Origin of the sequence: Lentzea atacamensis (assembly GCF_003269295.1) — a bacterium.
In the GTDB taxonomy this organism is placed as follows: Bacteria; Actinomycetota; Actinomycetes; order Mycobacteriales; family Pseudonocardiaceae; genus Lentzea; species Lentzea atacamensis.
In genome coordinates this window covers 187351-212931 of the sequence record NZ_QLTT01000002.1, presented here as the reverse complement: position 1 = coordinate 212931, position 25581 = coordinate 187351, and the positions used below count along the sequence as shown (strand labels likewise).

22 protein-coding genes are annotated in these 25581 nt (G+C 69.5%); 13 read left to right on the top strand and 9 right to left on the bottom strand.

What is annotated here, in order from left to right; genetic code table 11:
• Position 1: 1 nt before the first annotated feature.
• The 3 genes from C8D87_RS09720 to C8D87_RS09710 form a co-directional block, all read right to left on the bottom strand.
• Complete coding sequence (locus C8D87_RS09720; protein WP_112226447.1) at positions 2–3013, bottom strand: chaplin family protein; 3012 nt, start codon at positions 3011–3013, stop codon at positions 2–4.
• 188 nt (positions 3014–3201) lie between these two features.
• Positions 3202–3957, bottom strand: coding sequence for a hypothetical protein (locus tag C8D87_RS09715; protein ID WP_109629950.1), 756 nt, complete (start codon positions 3955–3957; stop codon positions 3202–3204).
• Positions 3958–4107: 150 nt separating this feature from the next.
• A complete protein-coding gene (locus C8D87_RS09710; protein WP_109629955.1) occupies positions 4108–6285 on the bottom strand; it encodes a translocation/assembly module TamB domain-containing protein in 2178 nt (725 codons plus the stop codon).
• 78 nt (positions 6286–6363) lie between these two features.
• Between C8D87_RS09710 and C8D87_RS09705 the strand changes: the two genes are divergently transcribed.
• Complete coding sequence (locus C8D87_RS09705) at positions 6364–7515, top strand: AI-2E family transporter (protein WP_109629958.1); 1152 nt, start codon at positions 6364–6366, stop codon at positions 7513–7515.
• 73 nt (positions 7516–7588) lie between these two features.
• Here the strand turns inward: C8D87_RS09705 and C8D87_RS09700 are convergent, their stop codons facing one another.
• Positions 7589–8785 carry a GGDEF domain-containing protein gene (locus C8D87_RS09700; protein ID WP_109629962.1) on the bottom strand — a complete coding sequence of 399 codons (1197 nt, stop codon included), beginning with the start codon at positions 8783–8785 and terminating at the stop codon, positions 7589–7591.
• Between the two features lie 141 nt (positions 8786–8926).
• Here C8D87_RS09700 and macS point away from each other — a divergent pair, with 141 nt between their 5' ends.
• The 10 genes from macS (at position 8927) to C8D87_RS09650 (ending at position 18341) form a co-directional block, all read left to right on the top strand.
• Positions 8927–10087, top strand: a complete 1161-nt coding sequence (gene macS, locus C8D87_RS09695; RefSeq protein WP_233442013.1) for a MacS family sensor histidine kinase — start codon at positions 8927–8929, stop codon at positions 10085–10087.
• Positions 10084–10746, top strand: coding sequence for a response regulator (locus tag C8D87_RS09690; protein WP_109629966.1), 663 nt, complete (start codon positions 10084–10086; stop codon positions 10744–10746). Before macS ends, C8D87_RS09690 begins: the two co-directional genes overlap by 4 nt.
• A gap of 20 nt (positions 10747–10766) precedes the next feature.
• The gene (locus C8D87_RS09685; RefSeq protein ID WP_325049645.1) at positions 10767–11276 is read left to right on the top strand and encodes a DUF1707 SHOCT-like domain-containing protein; all 510 of its coding nucleotides are present in this window, start codon (positions 10767–10769) and stop codon (positions 11274–11276) included.
• A gap of 36 nt (positions 11277–11312) precedes the next feature.
• Positions 11313–12764, top strand: a complete 1452-nt coding sequence (locus tag C8D87_RS09680; protein WP_112226445.1) for an SDR family oxidoreductase — start codon at positions 11313–11315, stop codon at positions 12762–12764.
• A 36-nt stretch (positions 12765–12800) separates the two neighbouring features.
• Complete coding sequence (gene tdh / locus C8D87_RS09675) at positions 12801–13832, top strand: L-threonine 3-dehydrogenase (protein WP_112226444.1); 1032 nt, start codon at positions 12801–12803, stop codon at positions 13830–13832.
• Positions 13832–15010 (top strand): glycine C-acetyltransferase, encoded by a 1179-nt coding sequence (locus C8D87_RS09670; RefSeq protein ID WP_112226443.1) that lies wholly within the window; start codon positions 13832–13834, stop codon positions 15008–15010. The genes tdh and C8D87_RS09670 overlap by 1 nt, the downstream gene beginning before the upstream one ends.
• 89 nt (positions 15011–15099) lie before the next feature.
• Positions 15100–15438, top strand: a complete 339-nt coding sequence (locus C8D87_RS09665) for a sigma factor-like helix-turn-helix DNA-binding protein (RefSeq protein WP_215732276.1) — start codon at positions 15100–15102, stop codon at positions 15436–15438.
• Positions 15423–16331 (top strand): hypothetical protein, encoded by a 909-nt coding sequence (locus C8D87_RS09660; protein WP_112226442.1) that lies wholly within the window; start codon positions 15423–15425, stop codon positions 16329–16331. The genes C8D87_RS09665 and C8D87_RS09660 overlap by 16 nt, the downstream gene beginning before the upstream one ends.
• Positions 16332–16410: 79 nt before the next feature.
• Positions 16411–17472: an alpha/beta hydrolase gene (locus C8D87_RS09655; RefSeq protein ID WP_146771669.1), complete on the top strand. Its 1062-nt coding sequence runs from the start codon at positions 16411–16413 to the stop codon at positions 17470–17472.
• The gene (locus C8D87_RS09650) at positions 17469–18341 is read left to right on the top strand and encodes a LysR family transcriptional regulator (RefSeq protein ID WP_112226440.1); all 873 of its coding nucleotides are present in this window, start codon (positions 17469–17471) and stop codon (positions 18339–18341) included. The genes C8D87_RS09655 and C8D87_RS09650 overlap by 4 nt, the downstream gene beginning before the upstream one ends.
• 7 nt (positions 18342–18348) lie before the next feature.
• On the opposite strand, the gene C8D87_RS09645 is transcribed toward C8D87_RS09650, so the two are convergent.
• From C8D87_RS09645 to C8D87_RS09635, 3 genes are read right to left on the bottom strand one after another with little or no spacing between them, the layout of a single operon-like run.
• Complete coding sequence (locus tag C8D87_RS09645) at positions 18349–19317, bottom strand: phosphotransferase family protein (protein ID WP_112227003.1); 969 nt, start codon at positions 19315–19317, stop codon at positions 18349–18351.
• Positions 19318–19327: 10 nt separating this feature from the next.
• Entirely contained in the window at positions 19328–20959 is a 1632-nt protein-coding gene (gene ptsP, locus C8D87_RS09640; RefSeq protein WP_112226439.1) for a phosphoenolpyruvate--protein phosphotransferase, read from the bottom strand.
• Positions 20960–21007: 48 nt separating this feature from the next.
• On the bottom strand, positions 21008–21853 hold the full coding sequence (locus C8D87_RS09635) for a Dyp-type peroxidase (protein WP_112226438.1): 846 nt from the start codon (positions 21851–21853) through the stop codon (positions 21008–21010).
• A 47-nt stretch (positions 21854–21900) separates the two neighbouring features.
• On the opposite strand from C8D87_RS09635, the gene C8D87_RS09630 reads away from it, so the two are divergent.
• Positions 21901–23115, top strand: a complete 1215-nt coding sequence (locus C8D87_RS09630; RefSeq protein ID WP_233439122.1) for a right-handed parallel beta-helix repeat-containing protein — start codon at positions 21901–21903, stop codon at positions 23113–23115.
• Entirely contained in the window at positions 23112–23789 is a 678-nt protein-coding gene (locus C8D87_RS09625; protein WP_112226437.1) for a hypothetical protein, read from the top strand. Before C8D87_RS09630 ends, C8D87_RS09625 begins: the two co-directional genes overlap by 4 nt.
• Here C8D87_RS09625 and C8D87_RS09620 read toward each other — a convergent pair.
• Both C8D87_RS09620 and C8D87_RS09615 read right to left on the bottom strand, forming a co-directional pair.
• Entirely contained in the window at positions 23767–24645 is an 879-nt protein-coding gene (locus tag C8D87_RS09620; RefSeq protein ID WP_112226436.1) for a ribokinase, read from the bottom strand. The two genes, C8D87_RS09625 and C8D87_RS09620, sit on opposite strands and share 23 nt — an antisense overlap.
• On the bottom strand, positions 24642–25559 hold the full coding sequence (locus tag C8D87_RS09615; protein WP_109630017.1) for a substrate-binding domain-containing protein: 918 nt from the start codon (positions 25557–25559) through the stop codon (positions 24642–24644). Before C8D87_RS09615 ends, C8D87_RS09620 begins: the two co-directional genes overlap by 4 nt.
• Positions 25560–25581 lie beyond the last annotated feature (22 nt).

The window sequence follows — 25581 nt, the reverse complement described above, 5'->3', positions numbered from 1 at the left end:
GTTACAGCGAGCCGGTCACCGTCTGGAACAGGTTGGCCGGGTCGATCATGGCCAGCGCCGGGGTGTCCAGCGGCAGCTGCGGGAGCGAGCGCTCCTCGGCCTTCGGGGCCAGGCCCTGGGTCGGGTTCAGGTTGATACCCGAGAGGGAGGCCGGGCCGTCCAGCGGCAGAGCGGGCAGCGAGCGCTCGGTCGGCAGAGCGGGCAGCTGCACCGGCACCGGCAGGGCCGGGGCGGTCACCGGGAGGGACGGCAGCGAACGCTCGGCGGCGGCACCGGGGAGCAGGCCCTTGGCGGCCTCCAGCACCTGGCCCAGGGGCAGACCCTGGACGTTCGGGTTCAGGTTCGCCACGCCACCGAGGCCGGTCGGCAGCTCGGTGCGCTCCTGAGCGACACCGGGCAGCGCCGGGGTGGGCAGCTGGCCGGCCATCGCGGACAGGCCGTCAACGCTCGGCAGGCTGTTCACCGGCAGCTGGTCGATGCCGTGGAACGCCGGAACCTCGTTGGCCTTGAGCAGGCTGTCCACGCCCTTGGGCAGCTCGAGGCCCTTGAGCTGGGTGGCACGCAGGGTGCCCTGGTCCTCGCCGGTGAGCTGCGTGTCGTCGCTCGTGCCCGCGGTGGTCGCCTGGCCGAGGACCTCGACGGGAATCCGCGCGACCTTGGCAGCCGCCTCGACGGGGACGGTCATCTCGCGGGCGGTCAGCGGGCCGCTGCCGTCCGTCTCCATGTCGCCACCGGCCTGGGTGTGCGAGACCTTGTCGGTGACCGTGTTGGCCTGGCCCGCAGCCGCGATCGCGTTCGCGTAGAAGCCGGCGATGGCGTTCGCGGGGACGTGGATCAGGTTGCCGGAGACCGAGGCGTCCTCGGCGGTGGAGGTGCTGTCGCCACCCGCCACGGTGTTGGTGTCGGTAAACGTGTCGGAGTTGGTGATGCCCGCCGCGGAGACCGAGTTGCCGGGCACCGGGACGAACGGGGTGGCCTGCGCACCGATGAGGTTGCCGGACACCGAACCGCCGTCAGCGCTGCTGTCGACGTTGCCGCCAGCGACCGAGTCGAGGTCGTTGGTGACGATGGAGTCGACGTTGCTGCCGCCGCCGACCGCCCAGCCCTGGACCTGCGTGGCGGACGCGACCGGAGCCGACACGACGTTGCCCGCGATCGAGCCCGCGTCACCCTCGGTGTGGGCGGGGCCACCCGCCTTCATGTCGGTGGCGTTGTCACCGTTGGTCGAGTTGTTGCCGACCAGGGTGACGCCGTCGCCGAAGACCTGGGCCGGCGTCGAGGTCGGGGCCTGGACGATGTTGCCGGACACCGAGCTCTTCTTGCCGGTGGCCTTCGGGTCCCCGCCGGCGGTGACCGACGTGTCGTTCGAGGTGTCGGACTCGGTGTTGCCCACGAGACCGGCGGTAACCGCGAAGACCTGCGCCGCGGCCGCGGTGGGGGCGGTCACGACGTTGCTCGAGACCGTGCCCTTGTCGTCGACCGTGTTCGGCTGACCGCCGGAGCGGACGTCCTTGGTCTCGTCCGCCGAACCCGTGGCGGAACCGGCGGCCGCGCTGGCCAGGCCGTAGGCCTCGGCCGGAGCGGCCAGCGGGGTCTGCACCACGTTGCCGGAGACGACCGAGTCGTTGCCGGTCGTGCCCACGTAGCCCGAGGTACCCGACTTGACGTCGTTCTCGCAGGTGCCGGCCGCCTGGCCGGCGCCGGCGGCACCGTTGCCGCACACGTCCACGGCCGTGGCCGGGGGAGCGTCGACGATGTTGCCGGACAGGACCGAGTTGTCGCCCAGGGTGTAGCCGGGGCCACCCGCGGTCGACGTCGCCTCGTTCGTGTGGTCGGTCAGCGCGTTGCCGATGACCGCGGCACCGTTGCCACCCACGGCGGTGGGCAGCGAGATCGGCGCGTCGGCGATGTTGCCGGACCCCGTGGCGTCCGCACCGTTGGTGTTCTTCTGGCCACCCGCGATCGACTCGTTGGTCGTGTCGCTGATCGCCGTGGCGTTGCCACCACCGGCGACCGCGTTGTCGTCGACCGTGATCGGGCCGGCGAGCGCGGGCTCGACGATGTTGCCTGCGAGCGTGGCGGGGTTGCCGTCGGTCGCCGTGTTGCCACCGGCGTACGCGGTACCGGTCTGCGTCGACTGGGTGGCGGCGTTGGCCGCACCGCCGACCGCGTTGCCGTTCACCTCGAACAGCGGAGCCAGCGGGATCGGCACGGCGTTGCCGGAGATCGAGCTGTCATTGCCGCTGGTGGCGACGTCGCCCTCGGAGGAGGCGAACGTGTCGGCGGTGGAGTTGGCCTCGGCGATGCCGACCGCGCCCACACCGTTGCCGGTGATCTGGATCGGCGTCGCGCCCTGCTCGGCCACGACGTTGCCGGAGACCGCGCCCTTGTCACCGTCGGTGGTGATGGGGCCGCCGGTCGTCGACACCTGCGAAGCGTCGGTCGCCGTGATGGCGTTGCCGCCCGCCGCGATCGCGTTGCCGGTGAGCTGGATCGGCAGGATGTGGTTGACGGCGACGACGTTGCCGGCGAGAGCCTGGCCTTCGCCGTCGGTGACGATGCTGCCGTCGCGGTGCGTCACCTGGTCGCAGTCGCCGACCGCCTCGGCGTTGCCGAGGACCGCGATCGCGTTGCCGCAGATGTGGATCGGCACATCGACGTGTGCCTGGACCGTGTTGCCGCGGAGCAGGCCCTGCGCGGCAGCCAGCTGCACGCGGTCGGTGGCCTGCTTGATCAGCGGGTGGGCGACGGGCGCAGCCGTGCGGACTGGCACCGCGCTGGTGACGCGGTCCGTGCTGATCGTGCGGTCGATCTTGGGAACGTTCAGGTTCTTGGCGGGGGTGCCCAGGTTGTTCTGGTCCACCTTCACCGGAACCGAAACGCCCACGTCAACGGGCGACGGTGCCGAGTCGGGGTTGACGTTCTCCTGGGCAGAAGCGATGCCCGTACCGAGCATCAGCAAACCACCAGTGACAAACGCGGACTGGATTCCGCGCTTTGCCCAGGTCTGCATTGGGTCTCCTTCCAAATGTCCCGTCTCGACGACGGGGGTTCTGGGGGTGGGGCCGGACGCGCTTGGGGAAGGCGCGTCATCACCGGGGGAGGCGCACGCGGTGAGCGACCGGAAGGAGCGCAAGAAAAAGCGCGACGGTCGACTTCCGGACAGCCGGGGAGGTGGCTGCCGCGGACCGCGCGCTGGAATCAGTCGGGGTTGATACCGGGCTGCTTGCCCGGCGTGACGGTCACCTCGTCGGTGGACGGCGCGAGAGCGCGCGTCACCGAGGTGCCGTGGGTGCCGGACGCAGCCAGAGCAGCGGACTTGCCGCCGTTCGCGGAACCAGAACCGTCGGAGCACGAAGTGCACTGCACCGGCGCGGGGGCCGGGACGGGCAGCTTCGGGAACGGGTTGCTGGGCAGGGACGGACGCTGCTCGACGGGCACGACGAAGTCGCCCGACTCCAGCAGATCCGTCCACGTGGCACCGGAGGGACCGGTGAACTGCGAGACCACCGGGGCCGGCGACTGTCCGGCATCGGCGGGGGGAGCCGGGATCTCCGGGAACGTCACGTCCATCGACCGCGCCGTGGCGGGGGCGTGGGACTGACCGATCCTGGTGACCTGCGGCAGGATCCGCTCGGCGATCTTTTCGACCGTCGTCTGGACCTGCACGTCCGGCAGGGCGGCGCGAGCCTTCTGCTGCTCGGCGCGCAGCGTTTCGTCGATCTTGTGCACTGCGGCGGCAGCGGGGACGACGACCGGCAGCTTCTCGTCCACAGAGACGATCTTGGTGACGGCGTCGAACTGCTGCACGTCTTCCGCAGCGTGCGCGGAAGACGTGGTCAGCGCCCAGGCAACGGCCGTACCCGCGATCGCACCACCGACAGCGAGCAGCGCTCGGGTGGCGAACCGGCGGATGCCGTTCGCTCCCGTCTTCGCTCGCAGATCGGCGGAGAACAACGCAGGAAACCTCGCTACTCGGTGGCGCTCAAGGGATTCGCCGACGATCAACGTGATCAAGTCGACGTCGGCGACTCTGCCAGTCCCGGCACCCCGAATGCACGCCCAGAGCACTCGGTTAACTACATCGTGTGAACGCACCGCCCAAGATCAAACCCGTTTCAGCACGCGAGCCGCGCCGGCCGCCGCGGTCGAGGCCAGCACCCAGCCCACGGCGACGAGCAGGGACGAGATCCACTGTGACGCGCCCGTGAACTGCCACTTCCCGTCGTGGCCGAAGTCGATGATCGGGATCAGCAGGTCCAGTGCGAGGAGCCAGGCGTTCCACACCGGGTCCTCGTCCTTGTTGAGCCTGACCATCGGGTGCCAGTTGAACCAGAGCGCGCCGCCCAGCCAGAACACGCCGAGCCAGCAGATCGCGAGCCACGGCCGGTAGCCGTAACCGACTGTCCACCGCTGCACCGCGCCCCAGACCCGCCCGGCCTTGCCGAGCTCGGAGTAGCGGCGGCGTTGCTTCTCCAGCTGGACCTTCTGCGCGAGCTCTTCCTCACCACCCTGCTGGTAGACGGCGGCGAGCTGCTCGTACGGTCCTGGAGCGAAGTCCGGCTGCACCTTGAGCAGCCACCTCAGCCGGGTCTCCACCGGCACGTCGGGATCAGCGGTGATGCCGGCGAACTCGAAGTCGTCGACGGCCACGCCGCCTTCCGCATCCCACAGACCCGGTCCGTCGGTGACCGACACCGCCTTCAACCGGCTCAGCACGACCTTGCCCTTGGGCTGCTGGCCTGCGGGGATGTGCAGGCGGAACTGGTGCACGGTGAGGCCGTACGCGTTGAGCGCGATGTCCGCGGTGCTCGAGCCGAGGTGCGAGTCGCTGAACGTCGCCATCTTGCCGACCTCGCCCAGCCGGATCCGCACACCGCCGACCGCGGTGAACCCGCGGCTGCACAGCAGGTCCTTGCCGATCGTGATGGCGCGGGCGTCGAGCGACGGCTTCTGCGTCTTGTTGGCGCGCAACCGGGGCAGGGTCAGCTCGGCGCCGGAGAGGTCCAGCGTGGAGCCGATGTTCGCGTTCTGCAGGCGGATCGAGCCCTTGGCCCTGAGCTCGCGCAGGAAGAGCGTGCCGCCGATCTGCAGGCGGTCGGCGAACAGGACGTCGATGCCGGGCCCGTGCAGCGACACCCCGGACATGCTGGCGCTGCCCTGGATCTGCGCGTTCGACAGCCGCACCTGGCCGTAGGTCTGCAACGGCAGTGATCGGATGCCCGCGCCGTTGACCGCGCTGCGGGCCTCGACGTCGCCGCGGACCTGCATGCCGTCCGCGTGCAGTGCGACGGGAATGCGGTTGGTGACGTCACCTGCGAGCTCCTCTGCGACGTCGCGCGGCCCGATCACCGCGCCGGACAGCCGGAGGTAGCCGCCGATGATCGCGTTGGGCAGCCGGACCGTGCCGGTGCTGGTGAAGCCGTCGTCCAGTTCGACGTTGCCCTCGACCCGGATGCGGTCGCCCACCAGCGTCGCCGCCTCGTCGGCCAGTCCGTGCGGCAGCACCAGCACCTGGTTCTCGACGCGGTGGGTGGAGTTCAGCCTGGCGCCGGTGAACTCGAGGTTGCCGCCGACCCGCGCGCCGTCGAACAGCACCCGGCCGTCCGCGGTGAACCTGCCACCCTCGGCGTTGCAGAAGATGTTGCCCGCGACGACGATGCCGGACGCCTCCAGCGCGTCCCTGCCTGTGTTGATCAGCCGCGCGCCGCCCAGGTGGACGCTGCCGCCGATCGTCGCGCCCCTCAGCCGGACCTCGCCGTTGGCGCGCATCGCGATGGCCTGGACGGATCCGCTCACCCGGAGACGAGCACCGAGGAAAGCGTGGGACGTCTCGCTCCTCAGCACCGCGCCGGCCAGCCGGAGGGTGCCGTCGACGGCGGCGTCGGTGAGGTCGACCGTGCCGGTGCAGGTGAAGCCGGCTTCGAGGACCAGGTCGCTGAAGACGCGGAGGTTGCGGCCCTGCAGGCCGGGGACGCGGGTGCCGCGGAGCCGGAGCCCGATGAGCCTCGCCATCCGGAGGTCCAGCGGTTCCTCGAACGTGCAGTGGGTGAGGTCGATGACCCGCGTCACACGGGTGCCTTCGAGCTCGAAGCTGCCGGTGATCCGCGCGTTTCGCAGTCGGAGCGCGGGCAATCCCTTGCGCGGTACGCGGTACATGCCGGTCAGCAACCCGGTGAGCACCTCACCGCGGACGCTCTGTCCGGTCAGGTCGATCTCGGTGCCGCCCGCATAGGATCCGGCGACCTGGCGTTCGATCTCGGTCAAGTCTTCCGGCTTGATCACTTTCGTCCTCCCCTGACGAACGGATCATCCCCATCAGGTTCCGCGTCCGCCAGGGTCCGAACAGTTAACGTGAGGCACGTGAGCGCACCGGAGTCGGAGATCAGCAGCCGCGTTCCACTGCTGCTGCGGGTAAGTGCCGCGTTGAGCTGGCGGTTCGTCGTTGTGGTGGCCGCGTTGTACGTGGTCGCGTACGTGTTGGGCTTCCTCGCTTCGATCGTGATCCCCGTCGCAATCGCGCTCCTGCTCGCCGCCCTGCTCTCGCCCGGCGTGGCGAAGCTCGTCGAGTGGCGGGTGCCGCGCGGCGTGGCGACGACCGTGATGATGATCATCGGTATCGGCGTGCTCGGCGGTGTGCTGACGTTCGTGATCAGTGAGTTCTCCCGCGGTCTGCCCGAGCTGCAGACGCAGGTGGGCGCTTCGCTCGACACGATCCAGAAGTGGCTGAAGGACGGGCCGGCGCACCTGTCGGACGCGCAGCTGCAGAACTACATCGACGAGATCGTGAAGACGATCAAGGAGAACCAGGCCGAGATCACGTCCGGTGCGCTGACCACCGCCGCGACGCTGGGCGAGGTGCTGACCGGGCTGTTGCTCGCCCTGTTCACGCTCATCTTCTTCTTGCACGACGGTGACGGGATCTGGCGGTTCGTGACCCGTGCGGTGCCTCGCGATGTGCGCAAGCGTGTCGACGTGGCCGGCCGCCGCGGGTTCAGCTCTCTCGTTTCTTATGTGCGTGCCACGGCAGCGGTCGCGGTCGTCGACGCCGTTGGTGTCGGTATCGGTCTGGCGATCATCGGTGTCCCGCTGGTGGTGCCGCTGTCGGCGTTGGTGTTCCTCGGTGCGTTCATCCCGATCATCGGTGCGGTCTTCACGGGCGCCGTGGCGGTTTTGATCGCGTTGGTGACCAACGGGCCGATCGCCGCGCTGGTGGTCCTCGCGGTGCTCATCGGTGTGATGCAGCTGGAGTCGCACGTGCTGCAGCCGCTGTTGCTGGGGCGCGCGGTGAAGCTGCACCCGTTGGCGGTGGTGATCGCCATCGCCGTCGGGTTGGTCGTGGGTGGCATCGCCGGCGCGCTGCTCGCGGTGCCGTTGCTGGCGGTGCTGAACTCCGGGATCCGGTCGCTGGTGTCGGACGCGGACGCGCAGGAGGACCCGGAGAAGGTGGACGTGCTCAACCCGCAGGACACCGCGCCGAAGGACGACAAGAGCGAGCGGGTCGAAGAGCTCTAGTGCCGTGGCAGGCGGCCTTTGCCCCGTGTTCGGCGGTCAGCGGTGAAGACGCGGTGAAGGTTGGCTGTCGGCACTAGGCCATCGAGACCAGGTTGCGGCCGTACGCCTTGGCCGCGAGCAACGCGGCATCGGCCGCCACCAACAGGTCCGGCAGCTCGTAGCCGAACCGCGTCGTGGTGGCGACACCGATCGACACGGTCAGCCCACGCAGCTCGTGCGGCTTCCCGTCCGTCGCCATCGTCGGCACGCGAAGCGCTGCCACGGCCTTGCGCACCCGTTCCGCCACCGACTCGGCCTCGTCCGGCGTGGCCTCGGGCAGCAGGACGACGAACTCCTCGCCGCCGAACCGGCCTACGAGATCACCACGGCGAACGGTGCCGCGCAGCAACAACGAGATGGCGGCGAGAGCGGCGTCGCCGGCGAGGTGGCCCACCTCGTCGTTGACCTTCTTGAAGTGGTCGAGGTCGAGCAGCATCACGGCCATCGGACGGGCGCGGGCCGAGGCCTTGGTCAGCTCGTAGCGGGCGCGACTGTCCCAGTGCACGGCGTTGGCGAGGCCGGTCTTGGCGTCGCGCTGGGCCGAGCGGCGCCACTGCGGGAGCTGGGCTGCGCGTTCCAGCAGGAGCAGGGGCGGGCCCGCGATCAGTGCGTGGACGGCGTTGGACTCCGCGACGCAGCCCATGAGGCCACCGATGGACACCGCGACAATGCCGAGGACCACGTCGATGGGTTCGCCGACGTTCTCCTCGAAGGTCGCGGCCGGACGGCGGAGCTTCAGGCCGACCGAGATCAGGGCCGCGCGCAGGGCCAGGAGCACGGTGGCTCCCAAGACCATGATCAGCAGGCTCGCGTGCGAGTCCGCCCAGCCGAGCAGGTAGCGGGTGGCGAAGACGGCGAGGGTCGTGGCGCTGAGCGTGAACAACCAGCGGTACATCTCCGGGCGTTGCGCCAGCAGGCAGTGCAGCGCGGGGCCGAAGAGCAGCAGGACCATCAGGTTCGGGGGCAGCGCGAGGATGCCCGCCGTCAGGTAGGAGAGGTGCGCTGCCCACGGGTTGCGCTCGGTCTCACCCAGGCGGTGGCTGTAGATCGAACTGGCGATGATCACGGCGCCCGCGGTGCCGGCGATGGCGGCGAAACGGCCGATTTCGGAAGGTGACGGGGTGGGCGTGGAGATGATCACGTAGGTGACGAGGACCAGAGCGGCCAGGTCGATGATCAACCAGTAACAGAGCGCGGGCCGCCGCAAAGTCCACACCGGCCAGTCCCGCACCTGTATTGCCCTCCCCCCAACCGGGAGCGCTGCCCCGAACCCGGAGAGCGTCGCACATTCCTCCGTTCGGCAGAAGACGGCCACCTGGGGGTTAGCCAGCGCACGTTCACGCGGCAGGATGGTGTCCGAAAGGAGCACAGAGTGCCCAATCTGCCTGCCGAACGTGTGACGAAGGTGATCGACGACCCGGCCACGCCGCTGTGGCGCGGGACGATTGCGCTACGCATAGTCACATTTCTCTTCGCGGCGGCGAACGTGATCGCGAACCAATCCGGTTACATCCGCCCCTGGCTCGCGTGGACGACGCTCGGAGTGATGGCGCTGTGGTCCGTTTTCACCAGCCGCGCCTACAGCACCACCTGGGGCAGGCGGTGGCCGGTCGTGCTGATCGACCTCGCGCTGACCTGCGGGCTCATGTCGCTGTCGCCGCTGATCATGTCCGACCACCAGCTGCTGACCCTGAACGTGCCGCTGATCACCACGATCTGGGCGTGCGTGCCCGCGGTGGCGCTGGGCGCGCTCGGCGGGTCGTTCGCCGGTTTCGCGGGCGGCATGACGGTCGGCCTCTTCACCTATCTGTCCAAGGGTGTGCCGAGTCTCGACCTGCTGCGCGACGTGGTGCTGCTGGCGGGCGCCGGCATGGTCGTCGGCATGGCGTCGGCGACGGCACGGCGTTCGGCGGTGCGGCTGGCCCAGGCGTTGCGCACGGAAGCGGCGACGGCGGAACGCGAACGGCTCGCGCGCTCGATCCACGACAGCGTCCTGCAGGTGCTCGCCCGCGTCCGCAAGCGTGGACTGGAAGTCGGTGGTGAGGCCGCGGAACTGGCCAAGCTCGCGGGCGAACAAGAGGTGGCGCTCCGCAACCTGGTGGCCGCCGCACCCACCGACTCCACTGTGGATGGAGAGATCGACCTGCGTCCCGGCCTGCAGCTCCTCGCCACACCGAAGATCCAGGTGTCCACTCCGGCCACTCAGGTCATGCTCACCGCGACGACCGCGGTCGAGCTCACCTCGCTGGTCCGCGAAGCACTGTCCAACGTGGACAAGCACGCGGGTGAGGACGCTCGGGCGTGGGTGCTGCTCGAGGACCTCGGAGAGGAAATCGTGCTGAGCGTCAGGGACGATGGTCCTGGCATCCCGGAAGGCCGGATCGCGTCCGCTGCCGCGGAAGGCAGGATGGGAATCGAAAAGTCGATCAAGGGCCGGGTGGAATCGCTGGGCGGCACGCTGGAACTCCAGACCGGGCCGGGGGAGGGCACGGAATGGGAGGTTCGGGTGTTCAGGAAGGGGGCGGCAAGATGACGGTCACGGTGATGGTCGTGGACGACCACCCGATGTGGCGCGAAGGCGTCGCACGGGATCTGGCGGAGCGGGGCTTCGAGATCGTCGCGACCGCGGGTGACGCCGCCTCGGCAGTGCGCATCGCGAAGGCGGTGCGGCCCAACGTGGTGCTGATGGACCTCAACCTCGGCGAGCTCTCCGGCGTCGACGCCACCCTGCTGATCACCGGCGAGCTGCCGGACACGCGCGTGCTCGTCCTGTCCGCGTCCGGCGAGCACGACGACGTGCTGCAGGCAGTGAAGGCGGGCGCGTCCGGCTACCTCGTGAAGTCGGCGTCCGCGGACGAGCTGGTCGAGGCCGTGACCCGCACCGCGGCCGGCGACGCCGTGTTCACCGCGGGGCTGGCCGGGCTGGTACTCGGCGAGTACCGGCGGATGGCCGCCGCGCCGGACGACTCCGACGAGAAGCCGCAGCTCACCGACCGGGAGACCGAGGTGCTGCGACTCGTGGCGAAGGGTCTGACCGCACGTCAGATCGCGAACCGCCTGGTGATCTCCCACCGCACGGTCGAGAACCACGTGCAGTCGACCCTGCGCAAACTGCAACTGCACAACCGGGTGGAGCTGGCGCGTTATGCCATCGAGCACGGTCTCGACAGCGAACCGGAGGCAGAGAAATGACAGGCCCGAGAGACTTACGCGTGTCCGACGCGGAACGTGAGCACGTCGTCAGCCTGCTGAACAAGGCGGTGGGCCGCGGCATGATCACTCTCGACGAGTTCACGACGCGCACGGACACCGCTCTCGCCGCGGTGACCAGGGCGGATCTGAACGCCGTGCTGGTCGACCTGCCCGGCATGGTCAACAGTGAGGGCGGCCATGCCCGCACCGAGCTGAAGAACTCGTTCGGCACCACGGTGCGCAAGGGTCACTGGGTCGTGCCGCGCGAACTGGTCATCCGCAACACGCTCGGCTCGACGAACCTCGACTTCACCGAGGCGGACGTGCCACCGCTGGTCGACGTCGAGCTGGACGTGTCCGTGGGGTCGGTGAAGCTCGTGCTGCCGCCCACCGCCTCCGTGAACATCGACGCCGTCGAGATCCAGGCGGGCGAGATCAAGGACAAGGTCCGCAACGGTGTCGGCAACCCGCACTTCCACGTGCGCGGGTACGTCCGCGGCGGATCAGTGGTGATCAAGCGCAAGCGCTGATCTGCACTCACCCGTCGTGGCGCGCAGGATCGGGGCATGCGGTGTCTCGTGACCGGCGCGACCGGGTACCTCGGCGGACGGCTCGTGCCCAGGCTGCTGGCCGAAGGGCACCAGGTGCGCTGCCTGGTGCGCTCGCCGGAGAAGCTGCGCGACGTCCCGTGGGCCACCGACGTCGAGATCGTGCGCGGTGACGTGCTCGACGATCTCGGCGAGGCCATGCGGGACGTCGAGGTCGTGCACTACCTCGTGCACTCGTTGCACTCGAAGGACTTCGCGGACGCCGACCGGGAGGCAGCTGAGAACACCGCTCGCGCAGCCGCATGTGCGGGCGTTCGCCGGATCGTCTACCTGGGCGGGCTGCACCCCGAAGGCGTGCCGCTCTCCCCGCACCTGGCCTCCCGCAAGGAGGTCGGCGAGGTCTTCCTGCGGTCGCCGGTGCCCGCGGTGGTGCTGCAGGCGGCGGTGATCATCGGGTCCGGGTCGGCGTCGTTCGAGATGCTGCGGTACCTGACCGAACGGCTGCCGGTCATGGTCACGCCGCGGTGGGTGCACAACCGGATCCAGCCGATCGCGGTCAGGGACGTGCTGCGGTACCTGGTCGACGCGACGAGCCTCGACGCGAACCGGACGTTCGACGTCGGCGGGCCGGACGTGCTCACGTACCTGGAGATGATGCTGCGGTACGCGCGGGTGGCCGGGCTGCCCAAGCGTCGCGTCCTGCCCGTGCCCGTGCTGACGCCGGGTCTGTCCTCGCACTGGGTCAACCTCGTCACGCCCGTCCCGCGGTCGATCGCGAAGCCGTTGATCGAGTCGCTGGTGCACGAGGTGGTGTGCCGCGAGAACGACATCCGTGAACTGCTGCCCGGTGAGAACGCCGGCTACGACAAGGCGGTCGAGCTCGCACTGGCCAAGAGCCGTGACGCCGACGTCGAGACCCGCTGGTCGGGAGCCTCCACGCCGGGCGCCCCGAGCGAACCTCTCCCGACCGACCCCGACTGGTCCGGCGGCTCCGTCTACACCGACGAACGCGAGCGACGGACCCAAGCGACGCCCGAACGACTGTGGGAAGTCGTCGAAGGCATCGGCGGCGAACGCGGCTGGTACTCGTTTCCGCTGGCCTGGGCGATCAGGGGGTGGCTCGATCGACTCGTCGGCGGGGTCGGGCTGAGACGAGGCAGGCGTGATCCACACCGGTTGCACGTGGGCGAGGCGCTCGACTTCTGGCGGGTCGAGGAGGTCGAACGCGGCCGGCTGCTTCGGTTGCGCGCGGAGATGAAGGTGCCGGGCAAGGCCTGGCTGGAACTTCGAGTGGCGGAGGGTGAGCGGGGCGGGTCCACTTACCGCCAACGCGCCGTGTTCGTGCCCAAAGGGCTCGCCGGACACCTCTACTGGGCGGTGGTCTGGCCGTTCCACGGCGTGGTGTTCGGCGGCATGGTGCGCAACATCGCCAATGAAGCTGAGCTGCACAAGAACTTCAGAAAGTCCTGATGGACTGCACAAGCAGCAAAGGGTGAGACTTCCCGCATGAAGGCTCTCGTCAAGGTCGCCGCTGGGCCTGGCCTCGAACTGACCGACGTTCCGGACCCCACGCCGGGGCCGGCCGACGTGGTCGTGAGAGTGCTGCGGACCGGCATCTGCGGTACCGACCTGCATATCGACTCGTGGGACGACTGGGCGGCCCAGAACATCAAGGCGCCGCTGGTCCTCGGGCACGAGTTCGTCGGCGAGGTCGTGGAAACGGGCGCCTCGGTCACCGGCGTCAAGATCGGTGACCTGGTCAGCGGCGAGGGCCACCTCGTGTGCGGGACGTGCCGCAACTGCAAGGCGGGCCGCCGGCACCTGTGCGCCAACACGCGTGGTCTCGGCGTGCACTCCGACGGGGCGTTCGCGCAGTACGTCGTGCTGCCCGAACAGAACGCGTGGGTGCACCGCACGGCGGTCGACCTGGACGTGGCCGCGATCTTCGACCCGTTCGGCAACGCCGTGCACACCGCGTTGAGCTTTCCCGTCATCGGCGAGGACGTGATCATCACGGGCGCCGGGCCGATCGGGATCATGGCCGCCGCCGTCGCGAAGCACGCGGGTGCGCGCAACGTCGTGATCACCGACGTGTCCGAGCACCGGCTGGACCTCGCGCGCAAGGTCGGCGTCGACCTCGCGGTGAACGTCGCAGAGAAGACGATCGAAGACGCTCAGCGGGAACTCGGCATGGCCGAGGGATTCGACGTCGGCATGGAGATGTCCGGCAAGCCCACGGCGATGCGGGACATGATCGCGAACATGGCGCACGGCGGTCGCATCGCGATGCTGGGGCTGCCCGCGGAGGAGTTCCCCGTCGACTGGAGCAGCGTCGTGCTGAAGATGCTGCACATCAAGGGGATCTACGGCCGCGAGATGTTCGAGACCTGGTACTCGATGACCGTGCTGCTGCAGCGCGGCCTCGACCTCGCACCGGTCATCACGCACCGGTACGACCACACGCAGCACGCGGAGGCGTTCGCCACCGCGCGCGAAGGCAAGTGCGGCAAGGTCATCCTCGACTGGACGGGAGCCTGATGTACGGCGAGCTGAAGAACGACCTCCGCAAGACGATCGACGAGATCAGGGAGGCCGGGCTCTACAAGGCCGAGCGCGTGATCGGCACCCCGCAGAACGCCGCCGTCCGGGTCGGGCAGGGCGACGAGGTGCTGAACTTCTGCGCCAACAACTATCTCGGTCTCGCCGACCACCCGCGCCTGATCGAGGCCGCGAAGACCGCGCTCGACGAGTGGGGCTTCGGCATGGCGTCCGTGCGGTTCATCTGCGGCACCCAGGAGCCGCACAAGGAACTGGAGCGCAAGGTCTCCGAGTTCCTCGCGACCGACGACACGATCCTCTACAGCTCGTGCTTCGACGCGAACGGCGGCCTGTTCGAGACGCTGCTCGGCGCCGAGGACGCGATCATCTCCGACGAGCTGAACCACGCGTCGATCATCGACGGCGTGCGGCTGTCCAAGGCTCGCCGCTACCGCTACAAGAACCGCGACATGGACGACCTGGAGCGCCAGCTCAAGGACTCCGCCGACGCCCGCTACCGGCTGATCGCGACCGACGGCGTCTTCTCGATGGACGGCTACCTCGCGCCGCTGGACGAGATCTGCGACCTGGCCGAGCGGTACAACGCGCTGGTCATGGTCGACGACTCGCACGCCGTCGGCTTCACCGGCCCGACCGGCCGCGGCACCCCGGAGCTCTTCGGCGTGCAGGACCGCGTCGACATCGTGACCGGCACGCTCGGCAAGGCGCTGGGCGGTGCGTCCGGCGGCTACACGTCCGGTCGCGCGGAGATCGTCGAACTGCTGCGGCAGCGCTCACGCCCGTACCTGTTCTCGAACTCGCTCGCGCCGTCGATCACCGCGGCCGCGATCGCCGCGCTGGACATGCTCTCCAGCTCGTCCGAGCTGCTCACCCAGCTGCGGTCGAACACCGAGCTCTTCCGCCGGCGCATGACCGAGGAGGGCTTCGACCTGCTGCCCGGTGAGCACCCGATCATCCCGGTGATGATCGGTGACGCGGCCGAGGCGGCCAGGCTGGCCGACCTGCTGCTGGAGCAGGGCATCTACGTGATCGGCTTCTCGTACCCGGTGGTGCCGCACGGCAAGGCGCGCATTCGCACGCAGATGTCGGCCGCGCACACCACGCAGGACGTGAACCGGGCGGTCGACGCGTTCGTCGCCGCACGAGCGAAGATGTGATCCGGGACACAGTGCTGTAAGAATCCTGACGATTCGCGGAGGACATCACCAGCGAGACCTTCACGATCGCCTGGCGCAAACTCGACCAGATGCCCGCCGACGCGTTGCCGTGGCTGCTCGGCATCGCCCGCAACCTGGTGCGCGAGGCCCGCAGGCAGGCGCGGCACGCCGAGCTCGTCGACGCTCCGGCCGGGGACGACTACGCGGTGGTCGAGCTGCGTGAGGCTCTCACCGGGCTGGCACCGGCGGACCAAGAGGTGCTCACGCTCATCGCGTGGCACGGGCTGTCCGCGGCCGAGGCGGCGCAGCTGCCGGGCTGCTCCACCGCGACGTTCTTCGTGCGGCTGCATCGCGCACGGCGACGACTGCGGCGTTCTCTCTCCTCATCGACCACCGACCGAGTGAGGGAGTCATGGGGGACTTGCTGAAGGACCTCGCCCGGATCACCTCACTGCCCAGGCCACGCGACTGGGCGGGGGCGCCTTCCTTCACGCGACGGTTCGGGCCGGTGCTGGTCGCGTTCGCCGCGGTGGTGTTGCTCGTGCTCGCGATCCTGCCGTCCGACCGCACCGGGCAGTTCGCCGATCCGCAGCCGTGGTGGCACGTGCTGACGCGGAACACCTCGTTGCTGCTCGTCGGTGACCCGGCGAACCCGTACGTCATGCGGATGGTTTCCGACACCGACGAGTGGTTCGCGCCGGACCGGCACGTGAAGGTCAGCCGGCTGAGCGGCATGGTCGCCCCGAAGTCGGCAAACGACGACGCCCGGTGGGTGACAGCCGGTGCACCGATGGTGGTGCCGATCGTGGGCATGAACCACAACTTGCGCGTCGGCCAGATGCGGCCGGGTGCGTGGAAAGACGACATCTCGACATTCGGAACCATCCCCTACGAGGAGATCGGCAACCTCTTCACGGACGTCAGCGCCTCGGGCTCCGGGGTCAGGCCTCCTCGGGAACCCGGCCAGATGATGCGGCTCGCGATCGCCCCGCTGCGCGACGACCAGCGACAGGCGCTGCTCGCACTGCTCAGGACCTCGGCGAGGGACCTCGGCAGGGTGACCCAGCCGGACGGCCGGGTGGGAGTGGGCGCGGCACTGGCACCTGTGGAGTCGCAGTTCGGCACCGTGGAGGAACAACTGGTCGTCGACGAGCGGACCGCGCAACCGATCGTCCACCAGCAGGTGCTGACCACCTCCAGGTGCGGGCTCCCCGCGGGCACCCCGATCTGGTCCGAGGAGTACCTCCACCTCGGCCTGGCCGACGGCGCGACAGGCCCGCCCGACGTGAACGCGATCGGCGAGCCGGTGCCCCCATCGTGAAGCGGTGAGCTTCCGAGATCTGCGGAAAGTCTTGCTACTACCCGATCGTCGTGCTCGTGCCGCCTATAGCTTGCCGCTCGTGAGACTGTCGCTCCGCATGGCCACCCTCGCTGCAAGGGCCGCGTTGAGCCTGCCCGACCCGGTCATCCGCGCGATCCTCGGCGCACCCGTCGAGGTCGAGGGTGCGCAGCTGAGTCCCACGGCTCAGCTGCTGATCGCGCTGGAACGGCTCGTGCCGAGGAAAGAACCTCAGGCGGTTCCGGATCTGGAGGCGGCGCGCAAGGACTACGACATCGTGTCTTCCGTGATGCACGCCGGCGTCGCACGTGACGTGCAGGTGCGCGACACCGTCGTGGCCGGCGCACGGGGACCGGTTCCGGCGCGGGTGTACAGCCCTGCCGACGCCTCCGGTCCGCTTCCCCTGCTGGTGTTCTTCCACGGCGGCGGTTTCGTGGTCGGCAGTGTGGCCAGCCACGACGGCATCTGCCGCTTCCTCAGCCGGCATGGCGGCGTGCGGATCGTGTCCGTCGAGTACGCACTCGCGCCGGAACACCCGTATCCGGCCGCGGTCGACGACGCTTATGCCGCGTACCTGCACGTCGTCGCGAACTTGAACCACTTCGGCGTTGCCTGCGGCACGGTGGGCGTCGGGGGTGACAGCGCAGGCGGAGCGCTCTCGGCCGTTGTGGCGCAACGGTGTGTCGATGACGGGGTCGCGGTGCCGGCCTTCAACCTGATGCTCTACCCGGCCGTCGACGGGATGGGGGAGCATCCGGCGCGTCAGCTCTTCGGGCGCGGCTACTTCATCGAGACCGACATGATCGACTGGTACCGGTCCTGCTACTCACCGGATCTCGAGCGGCTGTTCGAGCCGTACGCCTCACCGTTGCGCGCTCCCGGTTTCGGCGGGCTGCCGCGGACCTGTGTGGTCACGGCGGGCTTCGACCCGCTGCGGGACGAGGGAACCGAGTACGCGGAACGGCTGAGGGCCGCCGCGGTGCCGGTGACACACCTGCACTGCGACGGGTTGGTGCACGGGTTCGCTTCGTTCCTGTCCTGCGACCGGCACGCTCGGCGCGCGATGCTGAAAGTCGCGGCGGAACTGCGTTGCATGGCTGCGGCGGCCATCATGAGCGGGTGATCGACCCACGACGGCTCCGCGTGCTGCGCGCACTCGCCGACCACGGCACCGTGACGGCTGCAGCTTCCGCGTTGCATCTCACGCCGTCAGCGGTGTCGCAGCAGCTCGCGGCACTGGAGTCCGAGGCAGGACATCCGTTGCTGCTCCGGAAAGGACGACGGGTCTCGCTCACGCCCGCCGGTGAGTTGCTCGTCGCACACGCACATGTCGTTGCGGCAGAACTGGAACGCGCACAGGCCACTTTGGACGCTCTTACCTCCGGAACCGCCGGACGGGTGGCGGTGGCCGCGTTCGCGTCGGCGATCACGCAGGTGGTCGCTCCCGCGCTGGCGACGTTGAAGGAACGGTCGATCGAGCTGTCCGTGCGGGATGCCGAGGGACACGAGAGTGTTCGGTTGTTGCTGGACGGTGAGATCGACGTGGCGATCACCGAGGAACACCGCTCGACGGACCGCTTCACCACGTTTCCGCTCTACACCGAGCCTTTCGACGTGGTGCTGCCGCCGGACCACCCGCTCGGGGGCGGGCCGGTCGAACTGGCGGCGCTGGCCGACGAGGACTGGGTCGTGACGCTGCCGGGGAACCCGCTGCGGGACGTCGTGGAGATGGCGTGTGCGCAAGCCGGGTTCGCGCCGCGGATCCGCCACACGTCTGACGACTTCCGGGCCATCGAGGCGTTGGTGGCGGCCAGGGGCGGGGTGGCGTTGGCGCCGCGGAACGCCGTCGGTGGGGTGCGCATGGCAGCCGTGCGTCAGGTGGTGGCCGGTGTGGCGCCATTGCGGCGAGTGGTGGCGGCTGTGCGCAGAGGGTCAGAAGACCATCCGTTGATTCGCGTCGTGATTGATGAGCTGTGTACTGCGCACCTCTGAACAACGCCTACCGCAGCGCCCGTAACCGGGCGAGGTTGTCGGCGAGATAGCTGCGGCAGAACGCGAGGTGTTCCGCGTTGTCGTAGCCGCGGGGCCCGAACTCGATGATGAGCAGCAGGCTCAGGTAGAGCTGGTACAGGGCCAGGCGGTGCTGGAAGGCGGGCGTGAAGTCGAGAACGCCGCCGGCTTCGGTGTAGCCGCGGACCAGGTCGCTGTCCGGGCCGGTGTCGCCGCCGAACACCAGCGAGACCAGTTCGGCCGCCGGGTCACCCCAGAACGCCCGCTCGTGGTCGATGAGCCCGACGATGCGGGACCCGTCGATGAAGATGTTGCCCGGCCAGAGGTCGAAGTGGATCAGGGCGGGCTTGGTGACCTCGTCGAGGGCGTAACCGCCGTCGGCGACCAGGGTCCGGATCTCACCGGGTGTCACGCCCAGTTCGGACTGCCATCGTGCGGCGTCTTCCAGCAGCGCGTCCACCATGGCGGTGAAGGCCGTCCGCCAGTCCGGAGAGGACAGCGCCGCCTCCTCGGCCGGGTAGCCGAACCGCCCGTCCTCCGAGGTCAGGGTGTGCAGACGCGCGGTGATCGCGCCGAGTTCGCGCCGCAACGCCCGCTGGGGGGCCTCCGGCAGGTCGCCCGCCTTGTCCCACGTGGTGCCCTCGAGGACGGAGACGGCGAGGAAGTCCTTGCCCGCGTGGAGGAGTTCGGGTGCCGGTACGCCCGGCAGGGTCGCGAGCCGCCGGTAGACCATGGCCTCCGTCGCCATGATGCCGCGCTCGTACCGCAGAACCGGGACCTCGGCCGGTGGTGCGAGCTTGACGACGGCGGCCCGGCCGTCGTCCAGCCGGACGCGGTAGGCCGTGTTGAACCAGCCGTCGGTCAGCTCGGCTTCCACCCGGCACCCGATGCCGGCAGAGCCGGACATCAGGGCGTCGAGTTCTTCCGGAGACAGGCGGCGCTTGGTCTGGCTCTGCACCAGCCCCAGGTTAGTGCGGTGCGCGTGCCGCGAGCTTCGCCGTCGCCGGGTCGCCCGCAGCCAGCGCCCCACGGGCGGCGAGCTGGCAGATGTCCATGCTCGAGGTGGCGAGCTTGGCGCCGACGTCGGCCAGCGCCGTGTGGTTCATCGACAGCGATGTCACGCCCATGCCGATCAACACGCACGCGAGCAACGGGTCTGCCGCGGCCTCACCGCACACGCCGATCGGCTTGCCCGCGGCCGTGGCCGCCTCACCGACCTGCGCGATCAGGCGCAGCAACGCCGGCTGCCACGGGTCGTTCAGCGCTGCCACACCACCGAGCTGGCGGTCGGCGGCGAAGACGTACTGGGCCAGGTCGTTGGTGCCGATGGAAATGAAGTCGACGACCTGCAGGATCTCCCGCGCCGACAGGGCGGCGGACGGTACCTCGACCATCACGCCGGCCCGCTGGATCCCCGCCTGACGGGCACGCGCGACGAACCACGAGGCCTCGGCGGCGGTGGCGACCATCGGGGCCATGACCGAGACCTCGGCGCCGGACGACGCGGCCGCGGCGGCGATGGCTTCGAGCTGGCGGTCCAGCACGTCCGGACGGTCGAAGGCGACACGCAGGCCGCGGACGCCCAGCGCCGGGTTGGGCTCGGGGTCCGGGCTCAGAAACGCCAGCGGCTTGTCCGCACCCGCGTCGAGGGTGCGCACCACAACCGGCTTGCCCTTGAACGGCGCCAGCACAGCCTCATATGCAGCAGTCTGCTCAGCAACGGTCGGCTCCTCCGCGGCGTCGAGGAAGCAGAACTCGGTGCGGAAGAGGCCCACACCCTCTGCTCCGGCGGCGGCTGCAGCGGCGGCGTCCGCGGGAGAACCCACGTTGCCGAGGACCTTCACGCGGTGACCGTCCTTCAGCACACCCACGCCGTTCCACGAGGCCTTCCTGCCCGTACCCGCGGCTCGGACCTTGCCGTCCGACTCGCGGACCTGACCGGTGTCGCCGTCGACCTCCAGAGCGGGGACCTCCAGAGCGAGCACGCCACGGCACGCGACGACAGCCGGGATGCCCAGCGAACGAGCCAGGATCGCGGTGTGCGAGGTGGGGCCACCCTCCTCGGTGACCAGCGCGAGGACCTTCGACGGGTCGAGGCCCGCCGTGTCGGCCGGCGCGAGGTCGCGCGCCACGAGCACCGACGGCGCCACGAGGTCGGGGACGCCGGGTGCGGGCAGGCCCAGGAGCTCGGCGACCACCCGGTCGCGGACGTCCTGGACGTCGCGGGCGCGTTCGGCCATGTAGCCGCCGGCCGCCTGCAGGGCCGTGACGAACTTCTGCGCGGCCTGGTGCACCGCGCGGGCCGCCGGCAGCGACTCCTCGACGACGAGCTTCTCGGCGGACTTGATCAGGGACGGGTCGCCCGCCATCGCCGCCGTCGTTTCCAGCACGGCGCGGGCCTCGCCCTCGACGGTCTTCGCGCGCTCCATCAGGCGCTGCGCCACGACCTCGGTCGCCGGGCGGATGCGGGACGCCTCTTCCTTCGTATCCGCAGGTCGCGGACCCAGCGGAGGTTCTGGCAGGGTCTCGGCGACCCTGACCACTGGGCCGGAAGCCCGGCCGCTGCTGACACCGACACCGCTCAGCCGCGCGCTCGACATGGTCTAGACCATACCCTTCCACCGGGAACCGACGACAGCTCAGTGTGACTAATTCAAGGGCGGGATGCGGAAAGCGGCTGAGCTGGTCGTCGTGGCGTAACGCAAAAGTGCGTCGCCCTCGGTCATCCGATACATCGTGTTCACAAACGTCTTCAGCTCGCGCTGGTAGGAGATGAAGAGCAGACCCTCGGCGTAGTTGTAGGAGCGCCGCAGCATCAGGCCCGCACCCGCCGTCAACGGGTGTGCCCGCCGGACGTGCGCGTCGGCCGGGATGACGTACTCGCCGTCGGGGGTCTTTGCCGACAAATCGACCTCGTCGCCGCCGGACAACGGCACCGCGTCGCGCTTCCGCCGCCCGAAGATCCGCTCCTGCTCACCCACCGGCAGAGCGGCGAACCCGGCGACGTCGAGCTTGATCCGGCGCACGACCGCGATGGTCGACCCGTCCGGCCGCCAGACCTCCTGCTCGAACTCCGCCGGGGTCTTCGGCACGACGATGCCGTCCCTGAACCCCAGCACGTTGGTGCGGTCGGAGTTGCAGAACCCCTGCTCACGCCAGCGCAACCGACCCTCCGGCCGCAGCCGGGCGGCCGCGTCCCGCACAGCGCCGGCGTCGTCCCCGCAGATCTGCAGGAACAGCTTCCCGCCCAGGTCCTGCGGCCGGACCGCGTCACCGGGGAACTCCGGCAGCCCGTCGATCCCGTGCCCCCACGTCACCGTGACCGACGAGCTGACCTGCACAGACGGCAGTGTGTGCGCGTCCCACACGGAGATGTCGGCGTGCATCTGCTGCGGCGTGACGACACCTGGCTGTCGTTCGGGCGTGCCACAGCCACCCAGTAGTCCAATAGCAGCAGCACCGTACAGCAGACGGCGGCGCGATAGTTGACCCACAGGGCCAGTGTGGCACTAGGCTGAACGGCGCAGTACGGTGACCGGCTGTGCGCGCTCCGTACACGTTTGTTGCACTGCTCCTGGTCGCCGGGTGCTCACCGGCGGCGCAACCGAAGCTCGGCCCCGAGATCAACGTCCCGGCGCAGCTGAACACCATCCAGGCTGCGGTGGACGCAGCACAGGAAGGCGCCACCATCGTCGTCGCACCCGGCGTCTACAAGGAGTCCGTGCAGGTCAGAACCAAGGGCCTCACGATCAGGGGAACCCAGCGCAGCAGCGTGATCATCGACGGGGAGGTCAAGCGCGCCAACGGGATCGTGGTCACCGCACCGGACGTCTCGGTGCAGAACCTGACGGTCCGCAACCACACGCTGAACGGCGTTCTCATCACCGGATTGAGTGAGAACGGCGGGATGGGCCGCGGCAGCAACGGCTACACCAAGCTGGACACGCAGAAGTTCCCGCCGCTGCAGGGCTTCCGCGTCTCGTACGTGACGGCCAGCAACAACGCGCTGTACGGCATCTACGCGTTCGACGCCCAGCACGGCGTGATCGAGCAGAGCTACGCGAGCGGCAGCGCCGACTCCGGCTTCTACGTCGGGCAGTGCAAGCCGTGCGACATCGTCGTGCGCGACAACGTGGCCGAGCGCAACGCCGTCGGTTACGAGGGCACGAACGCGTCCGGCCAGATGTACGTGCTGGGCAACAGGTTCAGCGGCAACCGCGTCGGCATGACCTCGAACTCCGACTACCAGGAGGCGTTCGTGCCCCAGGAGGACGCCACGTTCGTCGGCAACCTCGTGTCGGAGAACGCCGAGGCGCTCTCACCCGCGCAGGCCGACGGCGCGTTCGGGCTCGGCATGGGCATCGCGGGCGGCACGAAGAACCTGGTGTCCCGCAACCTGATCACCGGCAACCCCGGGACCGGTGTCGCGATCGGGTCCAGTGAGGACCTGGCGCCGCTGGACAACCGGTTCGACGACAACGTGCTGACCCGCAACGGCCAGGACGTGCTGTACGTGGCCACGCAACGGGCGCCCGGCAGGAACAACTGCTTCGACGACGGCCACTGCTACGGCGGTGTCGGCGCCCCGTTGCCGAAACCCGCCGCGCCGCGCGGAATCCCGTTCAACCAAGTCGCCGCGCCGCCGAACCAGCCGGACATGCCTAGCGGCCCGTTGCCGGACAAGGCACCGAACGTCGAGAAGTACGGCGTGCCGACCGAGGACCTGTTCGTCGACCGGGCGACGGTGCGGTCGTGAAGAAGACCGTCCTCGCCCTCGCGCTCCTGATGACCGCCTGCAGCACGGCGCCGCACCCGCGGCCGCTCTCGATCCCGGAGGCGGAACGCCTGGCACTGGTCCGGTTCTCCAACTACACGACCGGCGTCAGCACGTTCACCGCGTCCGTCCCGTCGCCCGGCGGAAAGCTCGTGCTGGACGGCCGGGTCGACTTCGTGAACCACCTCGGCTACGCGGGCATGCGCACGGACGGCCGCGACGACGAGTTCTCCAAGGGCCTGGTGCAGTGGAACCTCGGCCGCATGGCGTTCGGGACGACGCCGTCCACCAAGCCGGTCGACCCGGTGCCGGCGATCGACTGGCAGGTGAGAGAACTGCGGGAACGCGGCTCCGAACTGGACGGCGCGCTCAGGCTGCTGGTGAACCTCGGCTCAGACCGGCCGGAGAACGCCCAGCTGCTGCTGCAGAGCTCGGCGCGCTGGCTGCGATCGGACAAGATCGGCGACACGGCCGTGGACGTCTTCGAGGGACCGAAGCAGAAGAACGCGGCGGACGCACGGCTGCACTACTGGCTCGACGCGGACGGCAAGCTCCGCCGGCTGGAAGCCAAGCTGGGCAACCAGGAGGAGCTCGCCGTCTTCGACTTCACCGGATCGGGTGAGCCGGTGAAGGTCATCCCACCGCTGGCGAGCTGACCTCGGCGGCCGTCGGATAGGACGGCTGCGCACCGGCCTTCGTGACGGACAGGGCGGCGACCTTCGCGGCGTACTTCGCGGCGTCGACGAGCGTGTCGCCCTCAGCGAGCCGGGCGGACAGCGCACCCGCGAACGCGTCACCGGCGCCGGTCGTGTCCACGACCTCGGCGACCTCGATCGACGGCACTTCGGTGATGCCTTCCTCTGTCACCACGGCGGCACCGCGCGCGCCGAGCGTGACGACCGCGGACTTCGGGCCGAGCTGCAGCAGGCCGTCGAAGCCGGGGGCGAGCTGCGCGGCCTCGTGCTCGTTCACGATCAGCACGGTGAGCTGCCGCAACGTCTCCGCGGGCAGCTCGGCGACCGGCGACAGGTTCAGCACGGTCCGCACACCGGCCTTCGAGGCCACGCCGATCGCGTGGACCACCGTCTCCAGCGGCACTTCCAGCGAGCACGTCAGAACCTGCGCACCGTCGAACGACACGGCGTCCACATCGGACGATGAGACGTCGGCGTTGGCACCGGGCGAGACGACGATGGAGTTCTCACCGTCCGGCGTCACGGTGATGTAGGCGATGCCGGTCGGCCGCGCGGAGGTCTTCACCAGTTTCGTGTCGACACCGGACGACTCCAGCGACTCACGCAGCAGCGAGCCGTACCCGTCGCCACCGACAGCACCGATCAGTGCGACGGAAGCACCGACGCGAGCGGCGGCAACGGCGGTGTTCGCGCCTTTGCCGCCGGGCAGCACGACGGTGTCGCCGCCGAGCACGGTCTCACCGCCGGCGGGCCGCCTGCCGACCTCGACCACGAGGTCGGCGTTGGCGGACCCGAGGACAAGCAGAGGATTCGTCACTTGATGAACTCTGCCACGTTCTGCTTCGTGATGACCTTCACCTCGACGTCCACGACCTGCTGAACGGGCTCGCCCTTGGCGGCCTTGACCGCCTGCTCGACGGCCTTGGAGCCGAGCTGCTTCGGCTGCTGCGCGATGGTCGCGACGAGCGTGCCGTCCTGGATCGCCTTCAGGCCGTCCGGCGTGCCGTCGAAGCCGACGACCATGACGTCCTTGCCCGCACGGGCGCCGAGGGCCTTGATCGCACCGAGCGCCATCTCGTCGTTCTCGGCGAAGATGCCCTTGATGTTCGGGTGACCCTGCAGCAGGTTCGTGGTCTCGTTGAGGCCCTTGGCGCGGTCGAAGTCCGCGACGGCGGTGGCGACGACCTTGATGTTTCCGCTGTTCAGGCCCTGCTCGAAGCCCTGGCCGCGGTCACGCGACGCCGACGCGCCGGAGATGCCCCGCAGGTGCGCGACCTCGCCGGAGGTGGCGCGGCCGAGCTCGATGGCCGCGAGGCTGCCGCCCGACACGTTGTTCGAGGCGACCTCGGCGGCGACCTTGCCCTCGACCGAGCGGTCGACCGAGATCAGCGGGATGTTCGCCATCTCGGCGGCCTTGGCGGCCGGCGCGGACTGCTTGGAGTCGACCGGGTTCAGGATGATCGCCTTGACGCCCTGGGTCACCAGCGTCTGCACCTGGTTGACCTGGTTCGTCGCGTCGTTCTGCGCGTCCATCACGGTCAGCTTGGCGCCGAGCTGGTCCGCCATCGCCTGCGCACCCTGCTGCAGTTCCACGAAGAACGGGTTGTTCAAAGTGGACACCGCGAGGCCGATCGTGATGCCGCTACCTCCGGACGCCCCAGTACCGCTGCACCCGGTCGCCAGCAGAGCGGCGGCGCCGAGGGTCAGCGCGATCCGTCGGGTCACCTTCATTGGTGTCTTCCTCACGTGTTCG

Bases quoted from the DNA above. Each gene is read 5' to 3' on its own strand.
- C8D87_RS09720 (WP_112226447.1), bottom strand. From the start codon at position 3,013: ATGCAGACCTGGGCAAAGCGCGGAATCCAGTCCGCGTTTGTCACTGGT.
- C8D87_RS09690 (WP_109629966.1), top strand. From the start codon at position 10,084: ATGACGGTCACGGTGATGGTCGTGGACGACCACCCGATGTGGCGCGAA.
- C8D87_RS09680 (WP_112226445.1), top strand. From the start codon at position 11,313: ATGCGGTGTCTCGTGACCGGCGCGACCGGGTACCTCGGCGGACGGCTC.
- tdh (WP_112226444.1), top strand. From the start codon at position 12,801: ATGAAGGCTCTCGTCAAGGTCGCCGCTGGGCCTGGCCTCGAACTGACC.
- C8D87_RS09670 (WP_112226443.1), top strand. From the start codon at position 13,832: ATGTACGGCGAGCTGAAGAACGACCTCCGCAAGACGATCGACGAGATC.
- C8D87_RS09665 (WP_215732276.1), top strand. From the start codon at position 15,100: ATGCCCGCCGACGCGTTGCCGTGGCTGCTCGGCATCGCCCGCAACCTG.
- C8D87_RS09660 (WP_112226442.1), top strand. From the start codon at position 15,423: ATGGGGGACTTGCTGAAGGACCTCGCCCGGATCACCTCACTGCCCAGG.
- ptsP (WP_112226439.1), bottom strand. From the start codon at position 20,959: ATGTCGAGCGCGCGGCTGAGCGGTGTCGGTGTCAGCAGCGGCCGGGCT.
- C8D87_RS09615 (WP_109630017.1), bottom strand. From the start codon at position 25,559: ATGAAGGTGACCCGACGGATCGCGCTGACCCTCGGCGCCGCCGCTCTG.